General features: G+C 63.2%; 21 protein-coding genes, 1 tRNA gene and 2 pseudogenes. 14 read left to right on the forward strand and 10 right to left on the reverse strand.

The features are described from left to right. Positions 1–21: 21 nt before the first annotated feature. Positions 22–966 (forward strand): TMAO reductase system periplasmic protein TorT, encoded by a 945-nt coding sequence (torT, locus tag VDQ28_RS11995; RefSeq protein WP_323036159.1) that lies wholly within the window; start codon positions 22–24, stop codon positions 964–966. A gap of 553 nt (positions 967–1,519) precedes the next feature. Here torT and VDQ28_RS12005 read toward each other — a convergent pair. The 4 genes from VDQ28_RS12005 to VDQ28_RS12020 form a co-directional block, all read right to left on the reverse strand. Further along, positions 1,520–1,596 (reverse strand) — tRNA-Arg (locus tag VDQ28_RS12005). Between the two features lie 166 nt (positions 1,597–1,762). Beyond that, positions 1,763–2,734, reverse strand: coding sequence for an alpha/beta hydrolase (locus tag VDQ28_RS12010; RefSeq protein WP_323036160.1), 972 nt, complete (start codon positions 2,732–2,734; stop codon positions 1,763–1,765). Positions 2,735–2,736: 2 nt separating this feature from the next. Beyond that, a complete protein-coding gene (locus tag VDQ28_RS12015) occupies positions 2,737–3,477 on the reverse strand; it encodes an alpha/beta hydrolase (RefSeq protein WP_323036161.1) in 741 nt (246 codons plus the stop codon). A gap of 81 nt (positions 3,478–3,558) precedes the next feature. Further along, positions 3,559–4,383 carry a creatininase family protein gene (locus VDQ28_RS12020; RefSeq protein WP_323036162.1) on the reverse strand — a complete coding sequence of 275 codons (825 nt, stop codon included), beginning with the start codon at positions 4,381–4,383 and terminating at the stop codon, positions 3,559–3,561. Positions 4,384–4,521: 138 nt separating this feature from the next. Between VDQ28_RS12020 and thrS the strand changes: the two genes are divergently transcribed. The 6 genes from thrS to VDQ28_RS12050 all read left to right on the forward strand — a co-directional run bounded on the left by thrS (position 4,522) and on the right by VDQ28_RS12050 (position 11,521). Beyond that, positions 4,522–6,468 (forward strand): threonine--tRNA ligase, encoded by a 1,947-nt coding sequence (thrS, locus tag VDQ28_RS12025; protein ID WP_323036163.1) that lies wholly within the window; start codon positions 4,522–4,524, stop codon positions 6,466–6,468. Positions 6,469–6,583: 115 nt separating this feature from the next. After that, positions 6,584–7,402, forward strand: a complete 819-nt coding sequence (locus VDQ28_RS12030) for a TIGR00282 family metallophosphoesterase (RefSeq protein WP_323036164.1) — start codon at positions 6,584–6,586, stop codon at positions 7,400–7,402. Continuing rightward, positions 7,399–8,328 carry a DMT family transporter gene (locus VDQ28_RS12035; RefSeq protein WP_323036165.1) on the forward strand — a complete coding sequence of 310 codons (930 nt, stop codon included), beginning with the start codon at positions 7,399–7,401 and terminating at the stop codon, positions 8,326–8,328. The genes VDQ28_RS12030 and VDQ28_RS12035 overlap by 4 nt, the downstream gene beginning before the upstream one ends. Next, positions 8,318–10,093, forward strand: a complete 1,776-nt coding sequence (locus VDQ28_RS12040) for an SLC13 family permease (protein WP_323036166.1) — start codon at positions 8,318–8,320, stop codon at positions 10,091–10,093. The genes VDQ28_RS12035 and VDQ28_RS12040 overlap by 11 nt, the downstream gene beginning before the upstream one ends. Positions 10,094–10,151: 58 nt before the next feature. Then, on the forward strand, positions 10,152–11,063 hold the full coding sequence (locus VDQ28_RS12045; protein WP_323036167.1) for a DMT family transporter: 912 nt from the start codon (positions 10,152–10,154) through the stop codon (positions 11,061–11,063). After that, positions 11,060–11,521 (forward strand): CAP domain-containing protein, encoded by a 462-nt coding sequence (locus tag VDQ28_RS12050; protein ID WP_323036168.1) that lies wholly within the window; start codon positions 11,060–11,062, stop codon positions 11,519–11,521. The genes VDQ28_RS12045 and VDQ28_RS12050 overlap by 4 nt, the downstream gene beginning before the upstream one ends. A gap of 74 nt (positions 11,522–11,595) precedes the next feature. Here the strand turns inward: VDQ28_RS12050 and choV are convergent, their stop codons facing one another. The 3 genes from choV to choX form a co-directional block, all read right to left on the reverse strand. Further along, positions 11,596–12,708 (reverse strand): choline ABC transporter ATP-binding protein, encoded by a 1,113-nt coding sequence (choV, locus tag VDQ28_RS12055; RefSeq protein WP_323038117.1) that lies wholly within the window; start codon positions 12,706–12,708, stop codon positions 11,596–11,598. An 8-nt stretch (positions 12,709–12,716) separates the two neighbouring features. Then, complete coding sequence (gene choW / locus VDQ28_RS12060; protein WP_323036169.1) at positions 12,717–13,568, reverse strand: choline ABC transporter permease subunit; 852 nt, start codon at positions 13,566–13,568, stop codon at positions 12,717–12,719. A 67-nt stretch (positions 13,569–13,635) separates the two neighbouring features. Beyond that, on the reverse strand, positions 13,636–14,562 hold the full coding sequence (gene choX / locus VDQ28_RS12065; RefSeq protein WP_323036170.1) for a choline ABC transporter substrate-binding protein: 927 nt from the start codon (positions 14,560–14,562) through the stop codon (positions 13,636–13,638). Positions 14,563–14,680: 118 nt separating this feature from the next. On the opposite strand from choX, the gene betI reads away from it, so the two are divergent. The 4 genes from betI (at position 14,681) to VDQ28_RS12085 (ending at position 18,773) form a co-directional block, all read left to right on the forward strand. After that, positions 14,681–15,259 carry a choline-responsive transcriptional repressor BetI gene (gene betI, locus VDQ28_RS12070; protein ID WP_323036171.1) on the forward strand — a complete coding sequence of 193 codons (579 nt, stop codon included), beginning with the start codon at positions 14,681–14,683 and terminating at the stop codon, positions 15,257–15,259. Between the two features lies 1 nt (position 15,260). Then, a complete protein-coding gene (gene betB / locus VDQ28_RS12075) occupies positions 15,261–16,715 on the forward strand; it encodes a betaine-aldehyde dehydrogenase (RefSeq protein ID WP_323036172.1) in 1,455 nt (484 codons plus the stop codon). A 9-nt stretch (positions 16,716–16,724) separates the two neighbouring features. Beyond that, positions 16,725–18,377: a choline dehydrogenase gene (betA, locus tag VDQ28_RS12080; protein ID WP_323036173.1), complete on the forward strand. Its 1,653-nt coding sequence runs from the start codon at positions 16,725–16,727 to the stop codon at positions 18,375–18,377. Positions 18,378–18,530: 153 nt separating this feature from the next. Further along, on the forward strand, positions 18,531–18,773 hold the full coding sequence (locus VDQ28_RS12085; RefSeq protein WP_323036174.1) for a YdcH family protein: 243 nt from the start codon (positions 18,531–18,533) through the stop codon (positions 18,771–18,773). Between the two features lie 39 nt (positions 18,774–18,812). Here VDQ28_RS12085 and VDQ28_RS12090 read toward each other — a convergent pair whose 3' ends face one another. From VDQ28_RS12090 to VDQ28_RS12100, 3 genes and pseudogenes are all read right to left on the reverse strand, one after another. Beyond that, positions 18,813–20,216, reverse strand: coding sequence for a helix-turn-helix domain-containing protein (locus VDQ28_RS12090; RefSeq protein WP_323036175.1), 1,404 nt, complete (start codon positions 20,214–20,216; stop codon positions 18,813–18,815). Positions 20,217–20,281: 65 nt separating this feature from the next. Beyond that, positions 20,282–21,492, reverse strand: a pseudogene (locus tag VDQ28_RS12095) (multidrug effflux MFS transporter). Between the two features lie 48 nt (positions 21,493–21,540). Further along, positions 21,541–21,891, reverse strand: coding sequence for a DMT family protein (locus VDQ28_RS12100; protein ID WP_323036176.1), 351 nt, complete (start codon positions 21,889–21,891; stop codon positions 21,541–21,543). A 192-nt stretch (positions 21,892–22,083) separates the two neighbouring features. Between VDQ28_RS12100 and VDQ28_RS12105 the strand changes: the two genes are divergently transcribed. From VDQ28_RS12105 to VDQ28_RS12115, 3 genes and pseudogenes are all read left to right on the forward strand, one after another. Continuing rightward, on the forward strand, positions 22,084–23,616 hold the full coding sequence (locus tag VDQ28_RS12105) for an acyl-CoA carboxylase subunit beta (protein ID WP_323036177.1): 1,533 nt from the start codon (positions 22,084–22,086) through the stop codon (positions 23,614–23,616). Positions 23,617–23,882: 266 nt separating this feature from the next. Beyond that, entirely contained in the window at positions 23,883–24,032 is a 150-nt protein-coding gene (locus VDQ28_RS12110; RefSeq protein ID WP_323036178.1) for a hypothetical protein, read from the forward strand. A gap of 102 nt (positions 24,033–24,134) precedes the next feature. Then, positions 24,135–24,520 (forward strand): annotated as a pseudogene (locus tag VDQ28_RS12115) (hypothetical protein). Positions 24,521–24,559: the final 39 nt, after the last annotated feature.

Here is a 24,559-nt window from a genome sequence, read left to right on the forward strand (position 1 = left end):
GCCGGAGGGCCCGGTTCAATCGTGGCGTTCGCGCTGTGGCTGGTGGTGGTCACCCCGTCGATTGCCGCCGGTTCCGAGCGGCTGATCTGCGCGCTGGTGCCGCATTTCAAGGATGAATACTGGCTCAGCGTCGGCTATGGTCTGGAGCAGGAGGCGGCGCGGCAGGGGTTTGCGCTGGAGCTGTTCGAGGCAGGGGGCTATGGCGGGCGCGCCCAGCAGATCGCGCAGTTGTCGCAATGCGTGCAGGGCGGGGCGGATGCCATCGTGATCGCGGCGGTGACCTCGGATCACCCGGACCTTCTGGAGGCCATCGGGCAGGTCGCGCGGCAGGTGCCTGTTTATGGGGTTGTCAATGCACTGCGCGCCGAGGGTTTGCGCGGCTGGGTCGGGGTGGATTGGGCCGAGATGGGCGGCACGGTGGGTCGGTATCTGGCCCGCCTGCATCCGGCGGGTTCGGCACCGCAAACGGCGGTGCTGATTTCTGGCCCGGCGGGGGCCGGATGGACCGCGCAACTGGAAGGCGGGTTTCGCGCGGGGCTTGCGGGCAGTGCGGTCACCATTGTCGCGGTGTTCGGGGCGGACACCGGGTTGCGCCAACAACTGGCGCTGGTGGAAACCGCGTTGGAGCAATTTCCAGACGTTGACTATCTGATTGGCAGCGCCCCGGCGGTCGAGGCGGCGATCGGGGTTTTTGCCACCCTGCCGCGCGCCAATGCGCCGCGCTTGCTGTCGACCTATATCAGCCATACGGTCTTGCGCGGGCTGATGAATGGCGGGATCGAGGCCGCGGCGTTTGATGATCCGGTGGCGCAGGGGCGCGGGGTGATCGACATGGCGGCGCGCGGGTTCACGCAGGCAACCTCCGGCGGGCGCGAGGGGCCGCAAATCGTGCTGTTGACGCCACAATCCGAGGGGTTGGCGGCGATCCAGCTGTCTCCGGCGGAGTATTTCCCGAGCATGGAATAGACGCCGCGCGGTCGATCGGTGTTTCTTGCGCGATTTCCGAAGATTATCGACAATGACGGTTGGTCACGCATGCGGATTGCAGCCCCAGCCAGGTGTTTGATCCCGTGGTTTGACGGCGCGCTTCTTTCGCCGGAATGGAAGGAAGCATTCTGGGGCAAGTTCGTCACAGGAGCGCCGCGTACCGTCACCCGGCAGTTGATGGCGACATTCCCTGCGAGGGACGCCACACCGCCGGAGCATCACTCCAGAGATCGCCAGTTTCGGGCCCGCAATTGAAGTGGGAGCGTGGCATCAACCCCAGAGCCGTCGCGAAGTGGCGCAAGCGGACGACGCTCGAGGATCTGAAGACGGGGCCGACGGACCCGCGACCCACGGCGTTGACTGAGGCCAAGGGCGCAATAATCGTCGCGTTTCGACTCTGATGGTGCTCTCTGTGTCTATCCCGTTTGCGCGAGTTTCCAGGCGTGAGGTGATGTGAAACCCAACACGCCCTCGCGACCAACGTAATGTTTTGTGAATGAAACAGGAAAATGTCCTGACCCAAAATTGAGTTTGGCGACTCCGGTAGGGCTCGAACCCACAACCTAGCGCTTAGAAGGCGCTTGCTCTATCCTGTTGAGCTACGGAGCCACAAAGTGGACTACAAAGCAGTTTGCAAGTGTTTCCTACTTGGAAAACGCCTTGGTTTCAAAGCCAAAATGGTCCTTGAATTTACGATTGGAAGTCAGGTGCTCTCTCCGGTCGAGCTGCGGGACCGTGGGCGCTGTTCATGCGCGTGTGACGCAGTGCCGTCACATCACTGATCGGCCAACCACGTCAGGCTTCGGTCAACCACCCAATCGGTGGTCGAGGGCGACAGGATGTCTCCGGCTAACACATGTTGGCTGGGGTTGTCCGCGCCGTCGACCACATAGGAGTCGACGCGCGATCCCCATTGCTGGATGACGCGGGCGGTGGCGGCTGGCAGGACGACCTGATCACCAGAGGCATAGAACACCAACATCGGCACGGTGGCGGTGGCGAAATCGGCGGCGGCGGCGGCGGATTGCACCGTGCGCATGGGGAATACGGCAACCGACGGGTAACGGGTGGTCCAGAACCGCGCTTGTTCGGCGTTGTGCGGCGTCCATTCGCGGGTTTCCCCGGACACGCGCGGCACCCAATCGCGGGCAAAGGGCAAGTCGAGCAGCCAGGCCTGATCGCTGTTGATTTCGAAATTCGGCGAAATGGTGATCAACGCCCAGATGTCGGGTGCATAGTCGGGGTCGAGTGCTGCCAGCGTGGCGATCGAGCCGCCGGTCGAGGTGCCGATCAGGATGATGCGGTTGCCCAACCGGCGCGCAATGGCCATCGCTTCGGCCAGATCATAAGCCCAATCGGCCGCCGAGGCTTCGGCCAGCGCGTCACCGCTGCGGCCATGCCCGGCAAAGCGGGTCGCAAAGAGGTTTGCGCCCAGAGACTCGGCGATGCGTTCGGCCACCGGGCTGATTTCGGCGCGCGTCGCCGAGAAGCCATGCAGATAGACCACCGCAAACTCGGTGCGTTCATGGGCGTCGTTTGCCCAGAAGATGTGCTTTTCCGCGCCCTCGGTGATGTCGTCGAACACGCTTTCGCGTTGTGCCAGCCAGGCGTCAAGATCGGTGCCGATGTCCACCGGGCCGACCTGCGCGGCGGATGGCCATGTCTCGCGCGGTGACAGAACCCAAAGCGCGGCCCCGGCAAGGAAAAACACCGCCGCGACGATGGCGAGGGATTTCAGAAAGCGCATTGCTAGATCTCCAGAGTTTCGAGAGTTTGCGCCAGCAAGGCAAGGTTTTCGGGCTCGGAAAAGCGGTGATCCGCGCCCTTGACCAGCGTCAGCCGCAGGTCGGGGCTGTCGGCGTGGTCGAACAGTTGCAGCGCGACCGAGGGCGGCACATCGACATCGGCCGAGCCTTGCAGCAGGCGCACCGGAAAGGGCAGGGGCAGGGGCGCGCGCAGCACGAGGTTCTCGCGACCCTCGACGATCAGGCGGCGGGTGATGATATAGGGCCCGTCGTCATAGTCCGAGGGCAGCGCGATCTGCCCGTCCTCCATCAGGGCGGCGCGTTGGTCGGCATCGAATCCGTCCCACATGCTGTCCTCGGTAAAGTCGGGCGCGGCGGCAATGCCGATCAGCGCTGCGACCCGTTCGGGGATTGCCCGGCAAACCAAAAGCGCGATCCAGCCGCCCATGCTGGAGCCGATCAGGATCTGCGGTCCCTCGGTCAAGGCGGTGATCGCGGCAAGCGCATCCTTGGCCCAGTCGCCGATCGACCCGTCCAGAAAATCGCCCGAGCTTTGGCCGTGGCCCGAATAATCGAAGCGCAAGAAGGCCCGGCCTTGCTGCTTGGCCCAATCCTCGAGGAATTGCGCCTTGGTGCCGGTCATGTCCGACTTGAAACCACCGAGGAACACGACACCCGGCGCGGCGCCTTCGGTTTTCACATAGGCGATCTTGCGGCCCTCGGCCGTCTTGAGAAACTTGGTCATATGGCCCCCGACGCGTGTTTGCGCGCAACCTAGCGTGATCCGTTTGCGTGGGCCAGTGCCCGCAAGAGCCTGACGGCGCGTTCACGCGTCGCGGAAGGGCACCCCCTTGGTGCCCGCGCCGCGCTTGTCACCGGGTTTGGCCCAGGTTTCCGGATCGAGGATCAGCGCCGCCAGCGCCTCGGCCCCGGCTTCCAGCATCGCCTCACCCTTGGCGGGCGTCGCGCGCGCCGGGTTTCCGGCCATGCCGTTGCCGGTGACATGCGCGAAAGGCCGCCAGCGATACGACGCCTTGCCCGCCGCCAGAAACCGCTTGGCGGCCATGCCGTCGGCAATCGTCGCCAGTTCAGAGGTGTCCACCAGATCCGGCTCGATCGCCATCATCATCGAGGTTTCGGCCTCGCCGGCGTGCATCACCCCGGCTTGATCCTCGAGATGTCTGGACAACGACTCACCGGCCTCGGTGACATAGGTCGTGGCGACCAGCGTCGCGGCCGAGGTCGGGGCGAGTTCATCGCAGATCTGCTGCATGGCGATGTGATTGCCGCCGTGGCTGTTGGAGATCAGGATATCGCGGAACCCGTGCCGGACCAGCGCGTCCACCAGGTCGCGGATCACCGCGCGGAACGTCGCGTGGCTGAGGGTCAGCGTGCCGCCAAACGGCATGTGATGTTCGGACAGGCCAGACCAGACCACCGGGGCCACCACCACCGGGCGCGTCGCAGAGGCCTTGCGCGCGGCGCGGATGTTGACCTCAAAGCCCAGCCTTGTGTCGGTCATCGTGGGCAGGTGCGGGCCGTGTTGCTCGATCGAGGCAATCGGCAGAATCACCACCGCATTTTGCGCCGCCAAGGCGCGCAATTCATGGGCCTTGAGGCATGACCAATCGGTTTCCGGGGCGTGGGGCATGGGGTGTCCTCCTGTTTGCGCGTTGATTTGGCCATGTCGCCAAGGAATTGACAAGCCCGGCGTGCGGGCGCACATAGCGCCAGACATAACCCGCAACCGGGCGCTCCGTGGGCGCCAAAACGACGAGGAGTATGGCCGATGAGCCAGATTTCCCTAACTTTCCCCGACGGCCATATCCGCAGCTACGCCCCCGGCGTCACCGCCGCCGAAGTCGCCAAATCCATCGCCCCCTCGCTGGCCAAGGCGGCGATCTCGGCGCAGGTCAATGGTGCGCATTATGATCTGGCCTGGCCGATCAAGGGCGACGCCCAAATCTCGATCAACACGATGAAAGACGATGGTCCGGCGCTGGAACTGGTCCGCCACGATCTGGCCCACATCATGGCGCGCGCGGTGCAGGAACTGTGGCCTGACGTCAAAGTCACCATCGGCCCGGTGATCAAGGACGGCTGGTATTACGATTTCGACCGCGCCGAGCCCTTCACGCCCGAGGATCTGGGCGCGATCGAGGCCAAGATGAAAGAGATCATCCACCGCCGCGACCCGGTGACGACCGAAATCTGGGACCGCGCGCGGGCCGTGGCGTTCTACGAGGCCAATAACGAGCCCTACAAGGTCGAGCTGATCAATGCGATCCCCGGCGACGAGCCGCTGCGCATGTATTGGCATGGGCACTGGCAAGACCTGTGCCGGGGGCCACATCTGCAACACACGGGCCAGGTGCCCTCGGACGCGTTCAAGCTGATGAGTGTCGCCGGGGCCTATTGGCGCGGCGACAGCAACCGGGCGATGCTGCAACGCATCTACGGCGTGGCGTTCAAGAATCGCGAGGATCTGAAGGCGCATTTGCACATGCTGGAGGAAGCCGCCAAGCGCGATCACCGCAAGCTGGGCCGCGAGATGGACCTGTTCCACATGCAAGAAGAAGCGCCGGGGCAGATTTTCTGGCACCCGAATGGCTGGACGATCTACACGCAGTTGCAGGACTACATGCGCCGCCAGCAGCGCCGCGATGGCTATGTCGAGGTGAACACCCCGCAAGTGGTCAGCCGCGTGTTGTGGGAAAAATCGGGCCACTGGGAAAACTATCAAGACCATATGTTCATCGTCGAAGTCGACGAGGAGCACGCCCGCGAAAAGACCGTCAACGCGCTCAAGCCGATGAACTGCCCGTGCCATGTGCAGATCTACAACGTCGGTCTGAAAAGCTACCGCGACCTGCCGTTGCGCATGGCTGAATTCGGCTCGTGCAACCGCTATGAGCCCTCGGGCGCGTTGCATGGCATCATGCGGGTGCGTGGATTCACGCAGGACGACGCGCATATCTTCTGCACCGAAGATCAGATCGAGGCCGAGAGCCAGAAGTTCATCGACTTCCTGCGCACGGTTTATGCTGACCTTGGGTTTGAAAGCTTCAAGATCAAATTCTCGGACCGGCCGGAACAGCGCGCCGGGTCGGATGAGGTCTGGGACCGCGCGGAATCGGCGCTGGCCAATGCGACCAAGGCGGCAGGCTGCGATTTTACGCTGAACCCCGGCGAGGGTGCGTTCTATGGTCCGAAACTGGAATTCGTGCTGACCGACGCGATTGGCCGCGACTGGCAATGCGGCACCTTGCAGGTCGATTTCGTGCTGCCCGAGCGGCTGGATGCGACTTACATCGGTTCGGACGGCGCCAAGCATCGGCCCGTCATGCTGCATCGCGCGACCTTGGGATCCTTCGAGCGCTTCATCGGCATCCTGATCGAGAACCACGCGGGCAAACTGCCGCTGTGGCTGGCACCGCAACAGGTGGTGGTGGCCTCGATCGTCTCGGACGCGGACGCGTATGTGCTGGAGGTCGTGTCGGCCCTGCGCGCGGCAGGCCTGCGCGCCGAGGCCGATCTGCGGAACGAGAAGATCAACTACAAGGTCCGCGAGCATTCGCTGGCCAAGGTGCCGGTGATCCTGGCGGTGGGGGCGCGCGAAGTGGCGGAACGCTCGGTGTCGGTGCGGCGTCTGGGCGATACCCGCACGCAGACGCAGGAACTGGAGGCGTTGATCGCGGAACTTGTGGCAGAAGCGACACCGCCCGATTTGCGGTAACGAATAGGGGGGCGTTGCCCCCCTCGGCCTGCGGCCTCACCCCCCAGAGTATTTTCGGCAAGATGATGTCGATCAGGGGTGGGGTGGGCGACGTGTTCGGGGCAAGGATTGTTGGATGCGATTACTGTTTTTAGGCGATGTGATGGGGCGTTCGGGGCGGGCGGCGGTGGCGGATCGCCTGCCGGCCATGCGGCGCGCGTGGGGGTTGGATTTTGTCGTGGTGAACGGCGAAAATGCGACCTCGGGTATGGGGTTGTCGCCGGAGCATGCGGCGGGGATTCTGGCGGCGGGGGCAGATTGTGTGACGCTGGGCGACCACGCGTTCGACCAGAAGACCATGATCGGCCATATTGATGGCGAGCCGCGTATTCTGCGGCCGTTGAATTTCTCCAAGGTGGCGCCGGGGCAAGGCGCGCGGGTGTTCAGTCTGGCGGACGGGCGCAAGGTGTTGGTGGCGCAGGTGTTGGGGCAAGTGTTCATGAAACGCCCGTTTGATGACCCGTTCAGCGCGATCGAGCCGGTGTTGCGCGCCAATCCTCTGGGCGCGCGGGTGCAGGCGGCGATTGTCGATGTGCATTGCGAGGCGACCAGCGAGAAGATGGCGCTGGGCCATTGGTGTGATGGCCGCGCCAGTCTGGTGGTGGGCACGCATACCCATGTGCCAACCGGGGATTCGATGATCCTGAATGGTGGCACGGCCTATTTGACCGACGCCGGCATGTGTGGCGATTACGACAGTGTGATCGGCATGGACAAGGACGAGCCCTTGCGGCGGTTCATCACCGGCATGCCCAAGGCGCGGTTCGAGCCGGCGCGGGGCGCGGCGACGCTCTCGGGCGTGTATGTGGAAACCGATGACAAGACCGGCAAGGCCCTGCGGATTGAGATGGTGCGGCATGGGGGGCGGCTGTCGCCCTCTGGCCCCGCCCTATGAAACGGCTGTTCCTCGCGTATGCCGCGCTTTTTGCGATCGGCACGGCGTGGGGCAGCAGCATGCCTCTGGTCAAGATCGCGGTCGGAGGCGGGCATGTCCCGACCGGGATCATGGCGGTTCAACTCGGTCTGACGGTGGTGGTGGTCGGCGCGATACTCGGGCTGTCGGGGCGTTGGCGCCAGATCCCGCTGGATGCGGCGCATCTGCGGCTTTACGGGGTCGTCGGGATGATCGGCATGGCGATTCCACATTTCGCGTCGCTGACCGGGACCGCGCATCTGCCTGCCGGTGTCATGTCGATCATCATGTCGCTGGTGCCGCTGTTCGTGCTGCCGCTGTCGCTTGTGCTGGGGCTTGAAGGGTTCCGGCCACGGCGCTTGATCGGGGTTCTGCTGGGCGGCGTGGCCATCATTCTTCTGACCGCGCCCGAGGCGAGCTTGCCTGCGCCGGGCCTGTGGGTCTGGGTGCTGGTGGGCGCGGTGGCACCTTTGTTCTATGCGCTTGAGGGGATGTATGTGTCGCAAACCCCGGCGCGTCAGGCGGGGCCATTTGTCGTGCTGTGGATGGGGTCGGCGCTGGCCCTGATGATCGCGCTACCGCTGGCGATTGTCACCGGTGCGCTGCACTGGCCCGAGGATGGCCTTGGCGTGCCGGAACTGGCGATTGCCGGATCGGGCGCGGTCAGCGTGTTCGGCTATGCCGGATATATCGCGTTGCTGCGTCACACAGGCCCTGTCTTTGGGGCGCAGGTTTCGTATATCGTCACCGGAATGGGCGTTGTCTGGGCGATGCTTTTGCTGGGCGAGCGCTATTCCAACTGGGTTTGGGGTGCGCTGGCGGTTCTGTTCGTGGGCCTGTTTCTGGTGCAACCGCGCCGCAATCCGTTGGATGAACTCAGAGTGGAGACCGGCGACGATGGGGTTTGATCTGCTGGGAGACTGGGCGCCAATTGCGGCCATGGTGATCGTGGCCGGCATGTTGATTGCCTTCGTTGCCGAACGCTACCCGGTCGAGGTCGTGGCGCTGTCCGGTGCGGCGCTGATGCTGGCGCTGGGCATTGTCCCCGAGGCCCCGGCGATGGCGGTTTTCGCCAACCCGGCCCCGTGGACCATCGCTGCCATGTTCCTGATCGTCGGCGGTCTGGTGCGGACCGGCGCGCTGGATTTCCTGTCGCAATTGGCGGTCAGTCACGCCAGCGCCCGGCCCATGACCACGTTGATCACCCTGACGCTGACGGTTCTGGCCATGTCGGCCTTTGTCAACAACACGCCCATCGTGGTGGTGATGATCCCGATTTTCATGCAGCTTGCGCGCGCGATGAAGGTGTCGCCGTCCAAGCTGTTGATCCCGCTCAGCTATTTCTCGATCTTTGGCGGCACGATTACGCTGGTGGGGACCTCGACCAACCTGCTGGTGGATGGTGTCGCGCGGTCGGCGGGATTGCAGGGCTTCGGCATCTTCGAGATCACGCTGGTCGGGCTTGCGGTCTCGGTTGTGGGCGTCCTGTATCTGGCGTTGATCGGGCGCTGGTTGCTGCCGGATCGCGATTCGATGGCGGCGCTTCTGGGCGACCGCTCGCCGATGAAATTCTTTACCGAGGTCGTCCTGCCCGAGGAATCCGGGCTGATCGGCAAGCAATTGAACGAGGTCGATGAATTCCGCCGCAGCGGCGCGCGGGTGGTCGATGTCTTGCGCGGCGATGCCTCGCTGCGCCGGGCGCTGGGCGACGTGGTGCTGCAAGCCGGGGACCGGGTGGTGTTGCGCACGCAGATGTCCGAGATCCTGGGGTTGCAGTCGAACCCCGAGGTGCGCTGGGTCGAGCAAGTCTCGTCGGTGCGGACCTCGACCGTCGAGGTGCTGATCACGCCGGGCTGCCGGATGATTGGCCGCTCGCTGGGCCAGATGCGTCTGCGGCGGCGCTATGGTGTCTATCCGCTGGCCGTGCATCGGCGCAGTCAGAATATCGGCCGCAAACTGGATGACCTGGTGGTGCAGGTCGGCGATACGCTGCTGCTCGAGGGGGCGATGGCGGACATTCGCCGTCTGGCCGCCGACATGGATATGGTCGATGTGTCACAACCCTCCGAGCGCGCGTATCGCCGCAACCACGCCCCCATCGTCATCGCGGTGCTGGCGTCTATCGTGGGCCTGTCGGCGCTGGGCGTGGGCTCGATTCATGTGTTGGCGCTGATCGGTGTCGTGGTGGTCCTGCTGACCCGCTGCATCGACGCGGATGAGGCCTTTGGCTTCATCGACGGGCAGCTTATGGCGTTGATCTTCGGGATGCTGATCGTCGGCGCGGGGCTGCAATCCTCGGGTGCGGTCGAGATGTTGGTGGGCTGGGTCACACCGTGGCTGCAAGACTTGCCGACCTGGGCACTGATCCTGGCGGTTTATGTGATCGCGGGCACGTTGACGGAACTGGTCTCGAACAATGCGGTGGCGGTGATCATGACCCCGGTGGCCATCGGCCTGGCGCAATCCATGGGCGTCGATCCGCGGCCTCTGGTGGTGACGGTGATGTTTGCCGCCTCGGCCGCTTTTGCCACGCCCATCGGCTATCAGACCAACACGCTGGTCTATGGTCCCGGTGGCTACCGGTTCAGCGATTTCCTGCGGGTTGGTGTGCCTCTGAACATTCTGATGGCCATCACCGTGACCACCGTCGTGCCGCTGATCTGGCCTCTGTAGGGGCAATTGAGGCGGTTTTGACTTGCATTGCTGCGCAAGGCTGGGCATTGCTGAATTCATGAACGCGTTAAATACTTCTCCCGTTGTCGATGATCAACGCCCCCTGGTCGGGGTGATGTGGATGCTGCTCGCCGGATTTTGCTTCGTCGCGCTGACGGCGGGTGTCAAACATCTGGGGACAGCGATCCCCGCCGCTCAATCCGCGTTCTTGCGCTATTTTCTGGGGCTGATCTTTGTGGTGCCGATGCTCTATGTCGTGCGCCATGAGCGGCCGGACCGCGCGGCGCTGCGCGCCTTTGCCTGGCGCGGCGTGGCACATACCGGGGCGGTGATCCTGTGGTTCTATGCGATGACCCGAATTCCCTTGGCCGAGGTCTCTGCAATTGGCTACATGAGTCCGATCTATGTCAGCATTGGTGCGGCGCTGTTTCTGGGGGAACGGCTGCGTTTGCGCCGGGTCGCGGCCATCGCCGCGGCGATCGTCGGCGCACTGATCATTCTGCGACCCGGCCTGCGCGACCTGAACGCGGGCCACCTTGCGATGATGTTCACCGCGATGGGGTTTGCGGTGTCCTATCTGCTGGCCAAACGCGTTTCAGCCACGTCGTCGCCGACGATGGTCGTGACCATGCTGTCGGTGACGGTGACGATCGGGCTTGCGCCCTTTGCCTATGCCGTTTGGCAGCCGGTCAGCTGGTACGAAATCGGATGGCTGTTTGCCATCGCCAGCGTGGCGACGATGGGGCATTTTTGCATGACATTGGCGTTTGCCGCCGCCCCGATCACGGTGACGCAACCGGTGGGCGCCTTGCAACTGGTCTGGGCGATCCTGCTGGGCGCGCTGGTTTTTGGCGAGGGCGTCGATTTTTGGGTTGTGGTTGGCGGGCTGCTGATCGTGTCCGCCGTGGTGTTCATCGCGCTGCGCGAGCACCAGTTGAAACGCGCCGAGAAACGTCTGGTGCTGCAATGATCCGGGCGCTGATGGTCCTGGGCGCGCTGCTTGGCGCTCCGGCAATTGCCTGTGAAACGCCCGCCAGCCTGATTGCGTTGCGCGCGGAATTGCTGGCGCTGAGCAATGTGGAACGTGCCGAGGCCGGTCTGTCGGCCCTGACACGGGATGCAAGACTCGAGGCAGCGGCGCAAGCGCAAGCGTGCCGGACCGCAGACCGCCAACGCCTGAACCATCGCGGCAGCTGGTTCGCGGGGCTTGGCCGCAGGTTGCGACGCGAGGGATATCCCTATGCCATGGCCGCCGAGAACCTTGCCGAGGGCCAGCACAGCGCGACGGTTGTCACCGCCGGTTGGATGGCCTCGCCGGAGCACCGGCGCAATTTGCTGGATCCGCGCGCGCGGAATGCCGGATTTGGCGTGGCGGTGGCCGAGAATGGCCGCCTGCACTGGTCGATGGTGTTGGCCTCGTTGCGGTAGGGTGTGTGCTTGCACGCACCGTCCGCCAACGCGACAAAGGGTGCGTGCAAGCACACACCCTACCACCGGCTTTCTCAGGCCTCACCCGGGTCCGCGATCGTGTCATCACGCCCGCGTTTCGCGGTCAGCGCGGCAACGGCGGAGGCATCGGTCAGCATCCCCACGACATGCCCGCCCTCGGTCAGCATCAGCCGCCCCTTGGCCTCGGCCAGTTGTTGCATGGCCTCGCTGAGCAGCGTTTTCGCTGGCAGCGTCACGCCGGTCGGTGCGGGCCGCGGTGCCGGCACCATCGCGTCACGCGCCCGCAACACGCCCAAGGGGTTCATATGCGCCACGAAATCCGCAACATAGGCGTTGGCGGGCTTGGTATAAATCTCGGACGGGGTGCCGCACTGGATGATGCGCCCGCCTTCCATGATGGCAATCCGGTTGCCGATCTTGAACGCCTCGTCCAGATCGTGGCTCACAAAAATGATCGTGCGTTGCAGGCGTGATTGCAGATCCAGCAGCTCGTCTTGCAACCGGGTGCGGATCAGCGGGTCGAGCGCGCTGAACGGCTCGTCCATCAGCAGGATCGGCGCATTCGTGGCAAAGGCCCGGGCCAGGCCCACACGCTGTTGCATCCCGCCGGACAATTCTCCGACCTTGCGCGTCGCCCATTGTGACAGACCGACCAGTTCCAGCTGCTCATCAACCCGGCGCGTGCGCTCGGCGCGACTGACGCCTGCCAATTCCAGCCCCAGCCCGACATTCTCGCGCACGGTACGCCAGGGCAGCAGGCCGAATTGCTGGAACACCATCGCCACATGGTTCATGCGCAGCTGGCGCAATTGTTTGCCGCTGGCTTTGGGGACGCTGAGCATTTGCGAGCCGTCATCGACCAGCACATCGCCTTGCACCACCGGGTTCAGCCCGTTCACCGCCCGCAACAGCGTCGATTTGCCCGAGCCGGACAGCCCCATCAGCACCAGGATTTCGCCCTCGGCGACATCCAGCGAGCAATCGTGCACGCCCAGGATCTGCCCGGTTTCCTTCTGGATATCGCTGCGTGACTGGCCGGTTTCCATCAGCGGAATGGCTTTATAGGGGTTGTCGCCAAAGACAATCGAGACATGCTGGAACGACACCGCAATCTTCGGTGCGTCATCCGAAACGCTGTCTGATGCCTGGGATTCCAGTTCTACCATTGGATCGCTCATGACTTGGCCTCCACGCGCAACATGCGGTCCAGCATGATGGCGACGGCGACAATCACCGCGCCCGATTCAAAGCCCAGCGTCGCATTGACCGAATTGAGCGCCCGCACCACCGGCACCCCAAGGCCCGGCGCACCGACCAGCCCGGCGATGACGACCATCGACAGCGACAGCATGATGGTCTGGTTCAGCCCGGCCATGATCTGCGGCAAGGCAAAGGGCAGCTCCACCTTCCAGATGCGCTGCATATTCGTTGCGCCAAAGGCGGTTGCGGCTTCGGTCAGATCGCTGGGCGTGCTGCGAATGCCCAGTTCGGTCAGGCGGATCGCGGCCGGCATGGCAAAGATCACCGTCGCCACCAGACCCGGCACCATGCCGAGCCCGAACAACACCAGCACCGGGATCAGGTAGACAAAGGTTGGCAGGGTCTGCATCAGGTCGAGAACCGGCGTCAACATGCGGTAGAACCGGGGATGGTGCGCGGCGAAAATCCCCACCGGCACGCCGATCGCCATGCAGACGAAACAGGCCCCCAGGACCAGCGTCAGGGTCTGCATGGTCAAATCCCAATACCCTTGATTCAACGCGAACAGGGCGCAGCCCGTGACAATCGCAACCGAGACCCAGCGGCGTTGCAATGCCCAGGTGATGGCCGCAAAAATCGCGATCAGAACCAGTGGATGCGGGAAACTCAGGGCGGCCGCCAGCCCGTCTATCGCCGCGCTGATGCCGGTTTCCAGCGAGTCGAAGAAGCGCCAGAAGTTGTCTTCAACCCAGGCAAAGCGGTCGGCAATGACGCGACCTAAAGGGATTTTGGCACCGGTGATGGCGTCAAGAATGGGATCGCTCATGCGTGTTCCGCTCGTCATTATGGCCTCGGCCCGCGCGGGGCGGCCCGAGGCGGGAGGGTGGTGGTGATCAGTTCAAAGCCGCTGTGACAGCCGCCAAACCGTCTTCACCGCCCGCCGTGGTGACGCCGTCCAGCCACGGGCCCAGAACGTCCGGATGGGCCGCCAGCCAGGCCGCCGCGGCCGCATCAGGCGCGACGCCGTCGTTCAGGATCGCGCCCATGATCTCGTTTTCCATCGCAAGGCTGAATTCGAGATTGGTCAGAAACGCGCCGACGTTCGGGCATTCCTCGACATAGCCCGCGCGGGTGTTGGTGCGCACTTCAGCGCCGCCATAATTCGGGCCGAAATACTCATCGCCACCATCCAGATAGGTCAGCTCGAAATTCGCGTTCATCGGGTGCGGGGCCCAGCCCAGAAACACCACCGGCTGCTCGCGCCGTTCCGAGCGCTGAACCTGCGCCAACATGCCCTGCTCAGAGCTTTCGACAACCCGGAATCCGCTCATGCCGAAGGCATCGGCCTCGATCATGTCCAGAATCAGGCGGTTGCCGTCATTGCCCGGCTCGATCCCGTAAATCTCGCCGTCCAGCGCCTCGCGGTGGGTTGCGATATCGGCAAAGCTGGTGATGCCCAGCGCGGCACCGGCAGCATTGGTGGCCAGCGTGTATTTCGCGCCGGTCAGGTTCACGCGCACGGTGTCCACGGTGCCCGCCTCGCGATAAGGCGCGATATCGGCCTCCATCGTCGGCATCCAGTTGCCCAGGAACACGTCGATATCCCCCTCGGCCAGCGAGGTGTAAGTCACGGGAACCGACAGCAGCAACACCTCGGTCTGATAGCCAAGCGCGCTCAAGACGGTGCTGGCGACGGCGGTGGTGGCGGTGATGTCGGTCCAGCCCACATCCGAGAAGCGCACCGTGCCGCAATCGGCAAAGGCCGGGGCGCAGGTCAGGGCAAGCGCGGCGGTGGCGGTGGAAAGGCGTTTGATGGTCATGGTCGTCTCCTGTTGGTCTTTTTGTTGATTGACGAGTCAATAAACGATCGTCTAGCAGGGAATCAACTGGTTTATCGGGTGAGCACCACATGCCCCTTCCACAAAAGGAGAGCCACACATGCCCAAGATCGGCATGGAGCCTATACGACGTGCCTCGCTGATCAAGGCCACAATCGCCGAAATCGGTGACGTGGGCAGCCTTGAGGTGACGGTCAGCCGGATCGCCAAGCGCGCGGGCATGTCCTCGGCGCTGGCGCATCATTATTTCGGCTCGAAACACGCGATTTTTCTGGCGGCGATGCGGCATGTCCTGACCGTGTTCGGCGCCGAAGTGCGCGGCGCCTTGACCGCCGCCGAGACGCCCGAACTGCGGGTGCGCGCGGTGATCCGGGCGTCGTTCTCGGGCGCGAATTTCCGCCGCGAGGTGATCTCGGCGTGGCTGAATTTCTACGTTCTTGCCCAGACCCAGCCCGAGGCCCGGCGGCTTTTGCGCGTCTACCAACGGCGCTTGATCTCGAACCTGACCCACGGCTTGCGCCCCATCGCCAAGGGTCGGCACCAGACCATCGCCCGCACCATCGCCGCGATGATCGACGGCGCCTATCTGCACGCCGCCCTTGGCCCCGAAACCCCCGATGCGCTCTCTGCCGAGGCGCTGGTGGAAGCCTATTTATCCCTTGCCCTGAAGGAGTGCTGAGATGCGCGCCCAACCCGTTGCCAGCCATTTCATTGACGGCGCTTACGTCGAGGACACCTCCGGCGCGCCCATCGACTGCGTCTATGCCGCCACCGGCGAGGTGATCGCGCGCCTGCACGAGGCCACGCCGGCCCTGATCGACCAAGCCCTTGCCGCCGCCGCCCGCGCGCAGGTCGCCTGGGCTGCGCTGCGCCCCGTCGAGCGGGGCCGCGTCTTGCATAAAGCCGCCGAGATCATCCGCGCCCGCAACCGGGAATTGTCAGAGCTGGAATCCCTCGATACCGGCAAACCGTTGCAGGAAACGCTGGTCGCCGACGCCTCCTCGGGGGCCGATGCGCTGGAATATTTCGCCGGTTTCGCCGCAACCGTCACCGGCCAGACAGTCCCCGTCGGCGGCGGTGATTTCGTCTACACCTTGCGCGAACCCCTGGGCGTCTGCGTCGGCATCGGTGCGTGGAATTACCCCACGCAGATCGCCTGCTGGAAGGCCGCGCCCGCCTTGGCCTTTGGCAACGCGATGGTGTTCAAACCCTCCGAGGTGACGCCGCTTTGCGCCCTGAAAGTGGCCGAGATATTCATCGACGCGGGCGCGCCGGCAGGCTTGTTCAACGTCATTCAGGGGCGCGGCGCGGTGGGGGCTTCCCTCATCACCGACAGCCGCGTCGCCAAAGTCAGCCTGACCGGCTCGGTGCCCACCGGTCGCAAGGTCTATGCCGCGGCCGCCGATGGCATCCGCCATGTCACCATGGAACTGGGCGGCAAATCCCCGATCCTCGTGTTCGACGACGCCAGCCTCGAGGACGCGGTCGGCGCGGCGATGCTGGGCAACTTCTATTCCTCGGGCCAGATCTGTTCCAACGGCACGCGGGTGTTCGTGCAAAAGGGCATCAAGGCCCGGTTCCTGGAGCGCCTCAAAGCCCGGACCGAGGCGATCATCATCGGTGAACCCCTTGACGAGGCAACACAATTCGGCCCGCTGATCACCGCCGAGCACCTCGACAAGGTCATGGGCTACGTTGATCTCGGCCTCAAGGAAGGGGCTACACTGCTGACCGGCGGCGCGCGTCTGAACCGCCCCGGCCACTACATGCAGCCCACGGTGTTCACCGATGTCACCGACACCATGACCATCGCCCGCGAGGAAATCTTTGGCCCGGTCATGGCGGTCCTCGACTTCGACACTGAATCCGAGGCCATCACCCGCGCCAATGCCACCGACTTCGGCCTCGCCGCCGGGGTGTTCACCGCTGATCTGGCCCGCGCCCACCGTGTCGCCGCCCGGTTTCAGGCCGGCACCTGCTGGATCAACGCCTATAACCTCACCCCGGTCGAGGCCCCGTTCGGGGGCTCGAAACTGTCGGGCGTGGGCCGCGAGAATGGTCACGGCGCGCTGGAATACTACACCCAAGTCAAATCGGTCTATGTGGGCACCGGCCCCGTCGACGCACCCTATTGAGGTCCTGACATGAACGCGGAATATGTGATTGTTGGCGCGGGCTCTGGTGGCTCCGCCGTGGCGTATCGGCTGGCCGAAGCCGGGCATTCGGTGGTGGTCATCGAATTTGGCGGCACCGACGCCGGGCCCTTCATCCAGATGCCCGGCGCGCTCTCCTACCCGATGAACATGGCGCGCTACGATTGGGGGCTGCGCACGGAACCCGAGCCTCATTTGGGCGGACGGACCCTGGCGACGCCGCGTGGAAAAGTGATCGGCGGATCGTCCAGCATCAACGGCATGGTCTATGTGCGCGGTCATGCGCAGGATTATGATCATTGGGCCGAACAAGGGGCAGATGGCTGGTCCTACGCCGATGTTTTGCCGTATTTCAAACGCATGGAGCAATGGCACGGCGCCGAGGATGCGGGCACCGGCACCGATTGGCGCGGCACCGACGGCCCGTTGCACATCAGCCGTGGCAAGCGCGCAAACCCGCTGATTGACGCCTTCATCGCGGCGGGCAAGGAGGCGGGTTACCCCGTCACCCCCGATTACAACGGCCAACAACAAGAGGGATTTGGCGCGATGGAGGCCACGATCTATCGTGGTGAGCGTTGGTCGGCGGCCAAGGCCTATCTGAAACCGGCGCTGAAAACCGGCCGCGTGAGGCTGAAACGCGGGCTGGCGGCGCGGGTGATCCTTGAGGATGGGCGTGCAACCGGCGTTGAACTGGCCAACGGCCAGCGGGTGGTGGCGACGCGCGAGGTGATCCTCGCCGCCTCGTCGATCAACACGCCCAAGCTGCTGCTGCTGTCGGGCATCGGCCCCGCCGCGCATCTTGCCGAGCATGGTATCGAAGTGATCGCCGACCGCCCCGGTGTGGGTGCGAACCTGCAAGATCACCTTGAGCTCTATCTGCAATTTGCCACCAAGGACCCGATATCCCTTTATAAATATTGGAACTTCTGGGGCAAAGCCTATACCGGCGCGATGTGGCTTCTGTTCGGCAAAGGGCCGGGCGCGTCGAATCAATTTGAAAGCTGCGGCTTCATTCGGTCGGCGGCCGGCATCCCCTATCCCGATCTGCAATATCATTTTCTGCCCATCGCCGTGCGCTATGACGGGCAGGCCGCCGCCGAGGGGCACGGGTTTCAGGCCCATGTCGGCCCGATGCGCTCTAAATCGCGCGGCACGGTGCGCTTGCGCTCGACCGATCCCGCCGAAGCCCCGGCCATCAAGTTCAACTACATGTCCCATCCCGACGACTGGACCGAATTCCGCGCCGCGATTCGCCTCACCCGCGAGATCATGGCCCAACCCGCCATTGCCCAATACATCAAACACGAGATCCAGCCCGGCGTGGACCTGCAAGACGATGCCGCCCTCGATGCGTTCATCACCGAGCACGCCGAAAGCGCCTTTCATCCCTGCGGGACGACGCGGATGGGGCGTGCGGATGATCCCGAGGCGGTGGTTGATGCGCATGGTCGGGTGATCGGTGTCGAGGGCTTGCGGGTTGCCGACAGTTCCGTCTTTCCGCGCATCACGAATGGCAACCTGAACGGCCCGTCGATCATGGTCGGCGAGAAGATGGCGGACCATATCCTGGGCCGCAATCCCTTGCCCGCCTCCAATCAGGAGCCGTGGATCAACCCGCATTGGCAGACCCGCCAACGTTAGGGCAAGGCGCCCCGGTGATTTGGTGCCGGCAGCGTGGATTTGTCGCTGACAGTTTGAAAAGGCTACATCATTTGCGCGACCTCTGATTCAGATCAAGGCACGTCCTTGAGCAGTTGATAGCCTGAAGATCGAACCTGAAGATGGAGTTAACAGATGTCGCACACGCCACATGAACTGGCCGACGAATTCCCGGCTGATGTCGAAAAGATGCAGGCGCTCAAGCAACAGGACGCGCATTTCGCCAAGCTTTTTGATGAGTATCACATTCTGAACGGGCAGATCCATCGGGCGGAAACCGACGTCGAACCGATGTCGGACGCGCATCAGATTGAGCTTCGCAAGAAGCGTATGGCGGCCAAGGATGCGATCGCGAAGATGCTCAAAGAGGCACAATAACGCGCGAATTCGGGCCGCCTTGGCGGCCCGAATTGTCGCTCAGGGGCTCTGATTGTCGATGGAATAGGGCAGGACGCCGCGCCGGTCATGATCAATGCGCAGCCCTTGTTCCAGCGGCGGAACCGAGCGCTGATGGCAGTTCGGCCTTGCGCAGATTCGGCAGGATATGCCAATCGGCTCAAAGGCTTGTGGGTTGGTCAGGTCCATGTCATCGGCGTAGGTCAAGGCCTCGGCGTGGCGGATTTCACACCCCAGCCCGATGGCATACCGCCGGACCGGCGCGCGAAACGATCCGCCGCGTTTCGACACGTCCCGCGCAAGGCAGATATACCGGACCCCGTCCGGCGTTTCCGCCAATTGCCGCAGGAAGCGACCGGGTGTTTCGAACGCCTGATGCACATTCCACAGCGGGCACGCGCCCCCATAGCGCGCGAATTGCAACCGCGTCGCCGAGTGGCGTTTGGTGATCGTTCCGGCCTGATCCACGCGCACAAAGAAAAAGGGCACGCCCTTCGCGCCGGGCCGCTGCAAGGTCGACAGGCGATGGGCGATTTGCTCGATCGAGGCACCAAAGCGATCCGACAGCATTTCCAGATCATGGCGGGTTTCCTGCGCGGCGCTCAGGAACGCGCGATAGGGCAGCAGCGCCGCCCCGGCGAAATAATTGGCCAGGCCGATCTTGGCGATGGCGCGCGCCTCGGATGTCTGGAACCGCGCGAGGTCCAGGGTCGCCTCGAGCAGGTCGTTTTGGGTCAGCAGCGCCACCTGATGCAGCAGTTGAAAGCGCCGTGTCGCGGCCGAGGCATTTGTCGATAAAGTGAGAATTTTACGCTGCGGCTCAAAGCGCCTCAGCATGGAATTATCGGAAAATTGCAAGCTGATGCCGCGGCGCTCCAGCACCGATGCGGCCCGGGCGTCGATGCTGTCGGGGCCTTGGGCAAAATGCTCCGCCGCGCGATCCACGGCGTCGATATAGTTGTCGCAATAGTGGAAGAAGTCGCGCACATCTTCCCACGGTGAGGCGCGCAGCACCTGATCATCACGCCCCAATGCTTCATCAAGAGAGGCCAACCGTTCATGCGTTTCGCGGTACGCACGGTGCAGGGCCAGCAAGGCCCGTGCCACGCCGGGCGCATTCGATGCCACCAGCCGCAGGTCGGCCGGCGAGGGGGCAGGGGCGGGGAATACCGGGTCGGCCAGGGCCTCGCGCAGGTCCGATACCATGCGCTCGCTGTCGCCCGTGGACAGCTCGGTCACATCGGTGCCAAATTCGCGCGCCAACGCCAGAACCACCGCCGTCGAGACGGGCCGGTTGTTGTTCTCCATCTGGTTCAGATAGGGCAGCGAAACACCCAGCCGCGCCGCGAATTCCTTTTGCGTCAATTGCAGACGCGTGCGGATTTCCCGCAATTTCGCGCCGGCATAGAGTTTTTGAATGGCCATTGTCGTTCCGGGGTTTGCAACTATGCCACGCTAGCTTTGCAAACCCGGTTTGCCAAGGCCTGTGGTCAGACGCCCAGCGTCCGGTTGCGCAGGATCACCATGGTGATGGCCAGGATCGAGCCGACCATGCACGCCGCCATCAGGCCCAGCAGCGGCCAGGCCCCGGTCTCGGCGGTCAGGACGGCCCCGGCGAGGGCGGAGATCGCCGCACCACCGCCAATCATGAACGCGCCGCCAAGCCCGGATGCGGTGCCCGCCAGATGCGGCGCACCGAGAGCATTCCAGCGCTGGAGTTCGGCAGCACCATGCCATTGCCGATGCCGACGATCAGGAACGGCAGGAAAAAGCCCAGCGCGCCGCCAAGCCCTGTGTAAACGGCGATGATTTGCACCACGAGGCCGATCGACATGGTGACATTGCCCCAGACGATCATGCGGATCGTGCCCATGCGCGTGGAGTAGCGGCCCGACAGGAAATTCCCGGTGCCATAGCCGATGCCGACCGCGCCGAAATACAGACCCAATTCGCTGGGCGTTAACCCATAGAGCACGGTCCCCACGAACGGCGCGCCACCAAGATAGGCAAAGAACACCCCCGAGGCGAAGGCGGAGCTGAGCACATAGCCCCAAAACCGGGGTGAGAGCAGCAGCTCTGGATATTCGCGCACCTGTGCCTTGAAACTGGTGGGGCGGTTGACCGATGTCTCGCCCAAATCCGCCCAGGTCAGCGCCGTGACCAACAAGCCCAGCACCAGCAGCACGGTGAAGCTGGCCTGCCAGCCGTATAACTCGTCCAACATACCGCCGACGACCGGCCCCAACATCGGCACGACAGACATGCCCAGCGTGATATAGCCGATCATCGAGGCGGCGCGTGCTTCGTCGACCATGTCGCGCACAATCGCCCGGCTCAACGTCATCGACGTGGCAATCGAGGCCTGAAGCATGCGGAAAACGAGGAAGGTTTCGGCGTTCGGGGCAAGCAAGGTGCCAACGCTGGCAACGGCAAAGACTCCCATGGAAATCAACAAGATGCGCCGACGGCCAAAGCGGTCCGAAATTGGCCCGATGATCAATTGCAGCAACGCGCTGAAGCCCAGATAGACCGAAATCGACAGTTGCATCAGGCCATAATCGGCCTGGAAATACTCGGCCATATTCGGCAGCGACGGCACGAAAATATTCATCGACAGCGCCGCCACCCCCGCGATCAAGATCAGCGTGAGGATATGCGGTGGCGTGGTTCGATCAAGGAACCGGGGGATGGCGGTATTCATTACACAAGTGTATTGACGCTCCGGTTCGCTGTCCAGCAAGATTGCGCCTTATAATGGTCGCAGGAAAATCACCCCGGCACCAACCGCGATCAAGGTAAACCCAAGCCCGTGGTTCCAGGTGATGGGTTCGCGCAGGTAGAACACCGAGAAAATCGCGAAAACGCTGAGTGTGATCACCTCCTGCAGTGTTTTCAGTTCCGCCGCGGACAGCACCGAATGGCCGATGCGATTCGCGGGCACTTGCAGGAGATACTCGAAAAACGCGATGCCCCAGCTGATCATGATCACCGCCATCAGCGGCGCATTGCGGTAATTCAGGTGGCCATACCACGCGAAGGTCATGAAAACATTGGAGGCAATGAGCAGCAGGACCGTGATCAGAGGGACAGGCAGGGACATGGTTTCTCCGGGTGGTTTGCCATGGGTTTAGGCCCGAGTGTGCCGCAGAGGAAGATCGGAATTGCGTTGAAAGCTTTGCAGGTTTGCAATTAGCAGAGGGGCCCTGACAACTGCTTTGCAAATATCCTCTATTTCGCTTCCCCTTGGCGCGTTCCGGCCCTAAATTGGGCCCAAATCCGAGGAGGGGCCCCGATGAAGGATATTCAGAGCGAGTTGGAAACCCGGCGCGAAACCGCCCGCATGGGCGGCGGTCAGCGTCGCATCGACGCGCAACACGCAAAGGGCAAGCTGACCGCCCGTGAGCGTATCGAATTGCTGCTGGACGAAGACTCGTTTGAAGAGTTCGACATGTTTGTCGCGCACCGCTGCACCGATTTTGGCATGGAGCAGGATCGCCCGGCGGGGGATGGCGTGGTCACGGGCTGGGGCACGGTCAACGGCCGCATGGTCTATGTTTTCAGCCAGGATTTCACGGTGTTCGGCGGCTCGCTGTCCGAAACCCATGCGCAGAAAATCTGCAAGATCATGGACATGGCGATCCAGAACGGCGCGCCGGTCATTGGCCTCAACGATTCGGGTGGCGCGCGCATCCAGGAGGGCGTCGCCAGCCTCGCGGGCTATGCCGACGTGTTCCAGCGCAACATCATGGCCTCGGGCGTGGTGCCGCAGATCAGCGTGATCATGGGGCCTTGCGCCGGTGGTGCCGTGTATTCGCCGGCGATGACCGACTTCATCTTCATGGTGCGCGATTCGTCCTATATGTTCGTGACCGGCCCGGATGTGGTGAAAACCGTCACCAACGAAATCGTCACCGCCGAGGAATTGGGCGGGGCCAGCACGCACACCAAGAAATCCTCGGTTGCCGATGGCGCGTTCGAGAATGACGTCGAAGCCCTGATCGAGGTGCGCCGCCTGATCGACTATCTGCCGTTGAACAACCGCCAAAAGCCGCCGGTGCGGCCTTTCTTTGACGCGCCGAACCGGATTGACATGAGCCTCGACACGCTGATTCCGGACAACGCAAACACGCCCTACGACATGAAAGAGCTGATCCACAAGATCGGCGATGAGGGTGATTTTTACGAAATTCAGGCCGATTTTGCCAAGAATATCATCACCGGGTTCATTCGCCTCGAGGGGCGCTCGATTGGCGTCGTGGCGAACCAGCCGATGGTGCTGGCCGGGTGTCTCGATATCGACAGCAGCCGCAAGGCCGCCCAATTCGTGCGCTTTTGCGATGCGTTCGAAATCCCGATCCTGACGCTGGTGGATGTTCCGGGCTTTCTGCCGGGCACCGGCCAGGAATTTGGCGGCGTCATCAAGCACGGCGCCAAACTGCTCTTTGCCTATGGCGAGGCCACGGTGCCCAAAGTGACCGTGATCACCCGCAAGGCCTACGGCGGCGCTTATGACGTGATGGCCTCGAAGCATCTGCGCGGTGATTTCAACTATGCCTGGCCGACCGCCGAAATCGCGGTGATGGGGGCCAAGGGCGCGGTCGAGATCCTGTATCGCAGCGAGTTGGGCGACAAGGACAAGATCGCCGCGCGCACCAAGGATTACGAGGACCGTTTTGCCAATCCATTCGTCGCCGCCGAAAAGGGCTTCATCGACGAGGTGATCTCGCCACACTCGACCCGGCGCCGCGTGTGTCGGGCCTTTGCCAGCCTGCGGAACAAGAAACTGACAAATCCGTGGAAAAAACACGACAACATCCCGCTGTAAAACCATCTGGCCGCCCTCAATCCACAGAGGGTCGGCCAGTCAAAACCGCAAAATGTTGATTTTTGAACCCTCGGGAAAGCACCGATTGGTGCGAACCAGCAACAGAACGGCCCGCAAGCCCCCATGTTAGAACAGAAAAACTGGCATATGCCCCTTGAATGCGATAACGTCGCTCTTGGCGTAAGCATCAACGCTTGCGCAGAAAATAGCATCCGGGGACTTGGGGTGACCCAGCGAACGGGGCGTGAAGAGCGCAGGAGATACGCATGTCAAAGACCACACTCGCGGCCGTTGCGGCTGTTTTTGGCCTGTCAGTTTTGGCAGGTTGCAACCAAAGCCGTCAGGAAGAATTCACCATGGTCGAGCCCGCACCACAGCCGATTTACGTCGAGCCGGTGTCGCCCAAGTACCGCTGATTTTGCACCGTTTGGTGTGACGCGTCGGGCGGGGCCGGTTGCGGCCTCGCCCGTACGCATGTCCGCGATTCCGGCACCACGTCAACTCCAAGGAGGCGTGTCATGCTGAAGCATCGCGGCTTTCCCGGGCGTTTGCCCAGTTCCGATTTCCAATTCGTCATCCGCCGCGCTAACAAGGACGGGGCCACACCCCTGATTGAACGCAAGCGCTATGCCGATCGCCGCCCCGCCGACAAACGCGCGGATGCCGGCTTCATGGCTGCCCTTTGGAACCATTTTGGCGAAGAGCCCTTCGAGCGCGGCAACCTCGACGCTGGCCGCCTGTCCTGGCTTTTCGCCGCGAGGTTATCCCGGCCCAAACCCCCTTTGACCCCAAAGATTACGAGGCTTTGCTGCGCATCAATGTCGGTGTCGCGCAGGTCAGTTTTCCCGAAGTGTTCGCCGCAGATGGCGAGGCGTTCGAGTGGGATGAAGGCGACGATTCATGATCTGCCACAGCCGGTGGCGCACCGTACCAACTGTTGACT

Source organism: Pararhodobacter sp., from assembly GCF_034676545.1.
Classification (GTDB): Bacteria; Pseudomonadota; Alphaproteobacteria; order Rhodobacterales; family Rhodobacteraceae; genus Pararhodobacter.

What these genes read in the sequence shown, in the direction of transcription:
- VDQ28_RS12010 (WP_323036160.1), bottom strand. Translation starts at nt 2,734, where the DNA reads ATGCGCTTTCTGAAATCCCTCGCCATCGTCGCGGCGGTGTTTTTCCTT.
- VDQ28_RS12015 (WP_323036161.1), bottom strand. Translation starts at nt 3,477, where the DNA reads ATGACCAAGTTTCTCAAGACGGCCGAGGGCCGCAAGATCGCCTATGTG.
- VDQ28_RS12020 (WP_323036162.1), bottom strand. Translation starts at nt 4,383, where the DNA reads ATGCCCCACGCCCCGGAAACCGATTGGTCATGCCTCAAGGCCCATGAA.
- thrS (WP_323036163.1), top strand. Translation starts at nt 4,522, where the DNA reads ATGAGCCAGATTTCCCTAACTTTCCCCGACGGCCATATCCGCAGCTAC.
- VDQ28_RS12030 (WP_323036164.1), top strand. Translation starts at nt 6,584, where the DNA reads ATGCGATTACTGTTTTTAGGCGATGTGATGGGGCGTTCGGGGCGGGCG.
- VDQ28_RS12035 (WP_323036165.1), top strand. Translation starts at nt 7,399, where the DNA reads ATGAAACGGCTGTTCCTCGCGTATGCCGCGCTTTTTGCGATCGGCACG.
- VDQ28_RS12040 (WP_323036166.1), top strand. Translation starts at nt 8,318, where the DNA reads ATGGGGTTTGATCTGCTGGGAGACTGGGCGCCAATTGCGGCCATGGTG.
- VDQ28_RS12045 (WP_323036167.1), top strand. Translation starts at nt 10,152, where the DNA reads ATGAACGCGTTAAATACTTCTCCCGTTGTCGATGATCAACGCCCCCTG.
- VDQ28_RS12050 (WP_323036168.1), top strand. Translation starts at nt 11,060, where the DNA reads ATGATCCGGGCGCTGATGGTCCTGGGCGCGCTGCTTGGCGCTCCGGCA.
- choV (WP_323038117.1), bottom strand. Translation starts at nt 12,708, where the DNA reads ATGGTAGAACTGGAATCCCAGGCATCAGACAGCGTTTCGGATGACGCA.
- choW (WP_323036169.1), bottom strand. Translation starts at nt 13,568, where the DNA reads ATGAGCGATCCCATTCTTGACGCCATCACCGGTGCCAAAATCCCTTTA.
- choX (WP_323036170.1), bottom strand. Translation starts at nt 14,562, where the DNA reads ATGACCATCAAACGCCTTTCCACCGCCACCGCCGCGCTTGCCCTGACC.
- betI (WP_323036171.1), top strand. Translation starts at nt 14,681, where the DNA reads ATGCCCAAGATCGGCATGGAGCCTATACGACGTGCCTCGCTGATCAAG.
- betB (WP_323036172.1), top strand. Translation starts at nt 15,261, where the DNA reads ATGCGCGCCCAACCCGTTGCCAGCCATTTCATTGACGGCGCTTACGTC.
- betA (WP_323036173.1), top strand. Translation starts at nt 16,725, where the DNA reads ATGAACGCGGAATATGTGATTGTTGGCGCGGGCTCTGGTGGCTCCGCC.
- VDQ28_RS12085 (WP_323036174.1), top strand. Translation starts at nt 18,531, where the DNA reads ATGTCGCACACGCCACATGAACTGGCCGACGAATTCCCGGCTGATGTC.
- VDQ28_RS12090 (WP_323036175.1), bottom strand. Translation starts at nt 20,216, where the DNA reads ATGGCCATTCAAAAACTCTATGCCGGCGCGAAATTGCGGGAAATCCGC.
- VDQ28_RS12100 (WP_323036176.1), bottom strand. Translation starts at nt 21,891, where the DNA reads ATGTCCCTGCCTGTCCCTCTGATCACGGTCCTGCTGCTCATTGCCTCC.
- VDQ28_RS12105 (WP_323036177.1), top strand. Translation starts at nt 22,084, where the DNA reads ATGAAGGATATTCAGAGCGAGTTGGAAACCCGGCGCGAAACCGCCCGC.
- VDQ28_RS12110 (WP_323036178.1), top strand. Translation starts at nt 23,883, where the DNA reads ATGTCAAAGACCACACTCGCGGCCGTTGCGGCTGTTTTTGGCCTGTCA.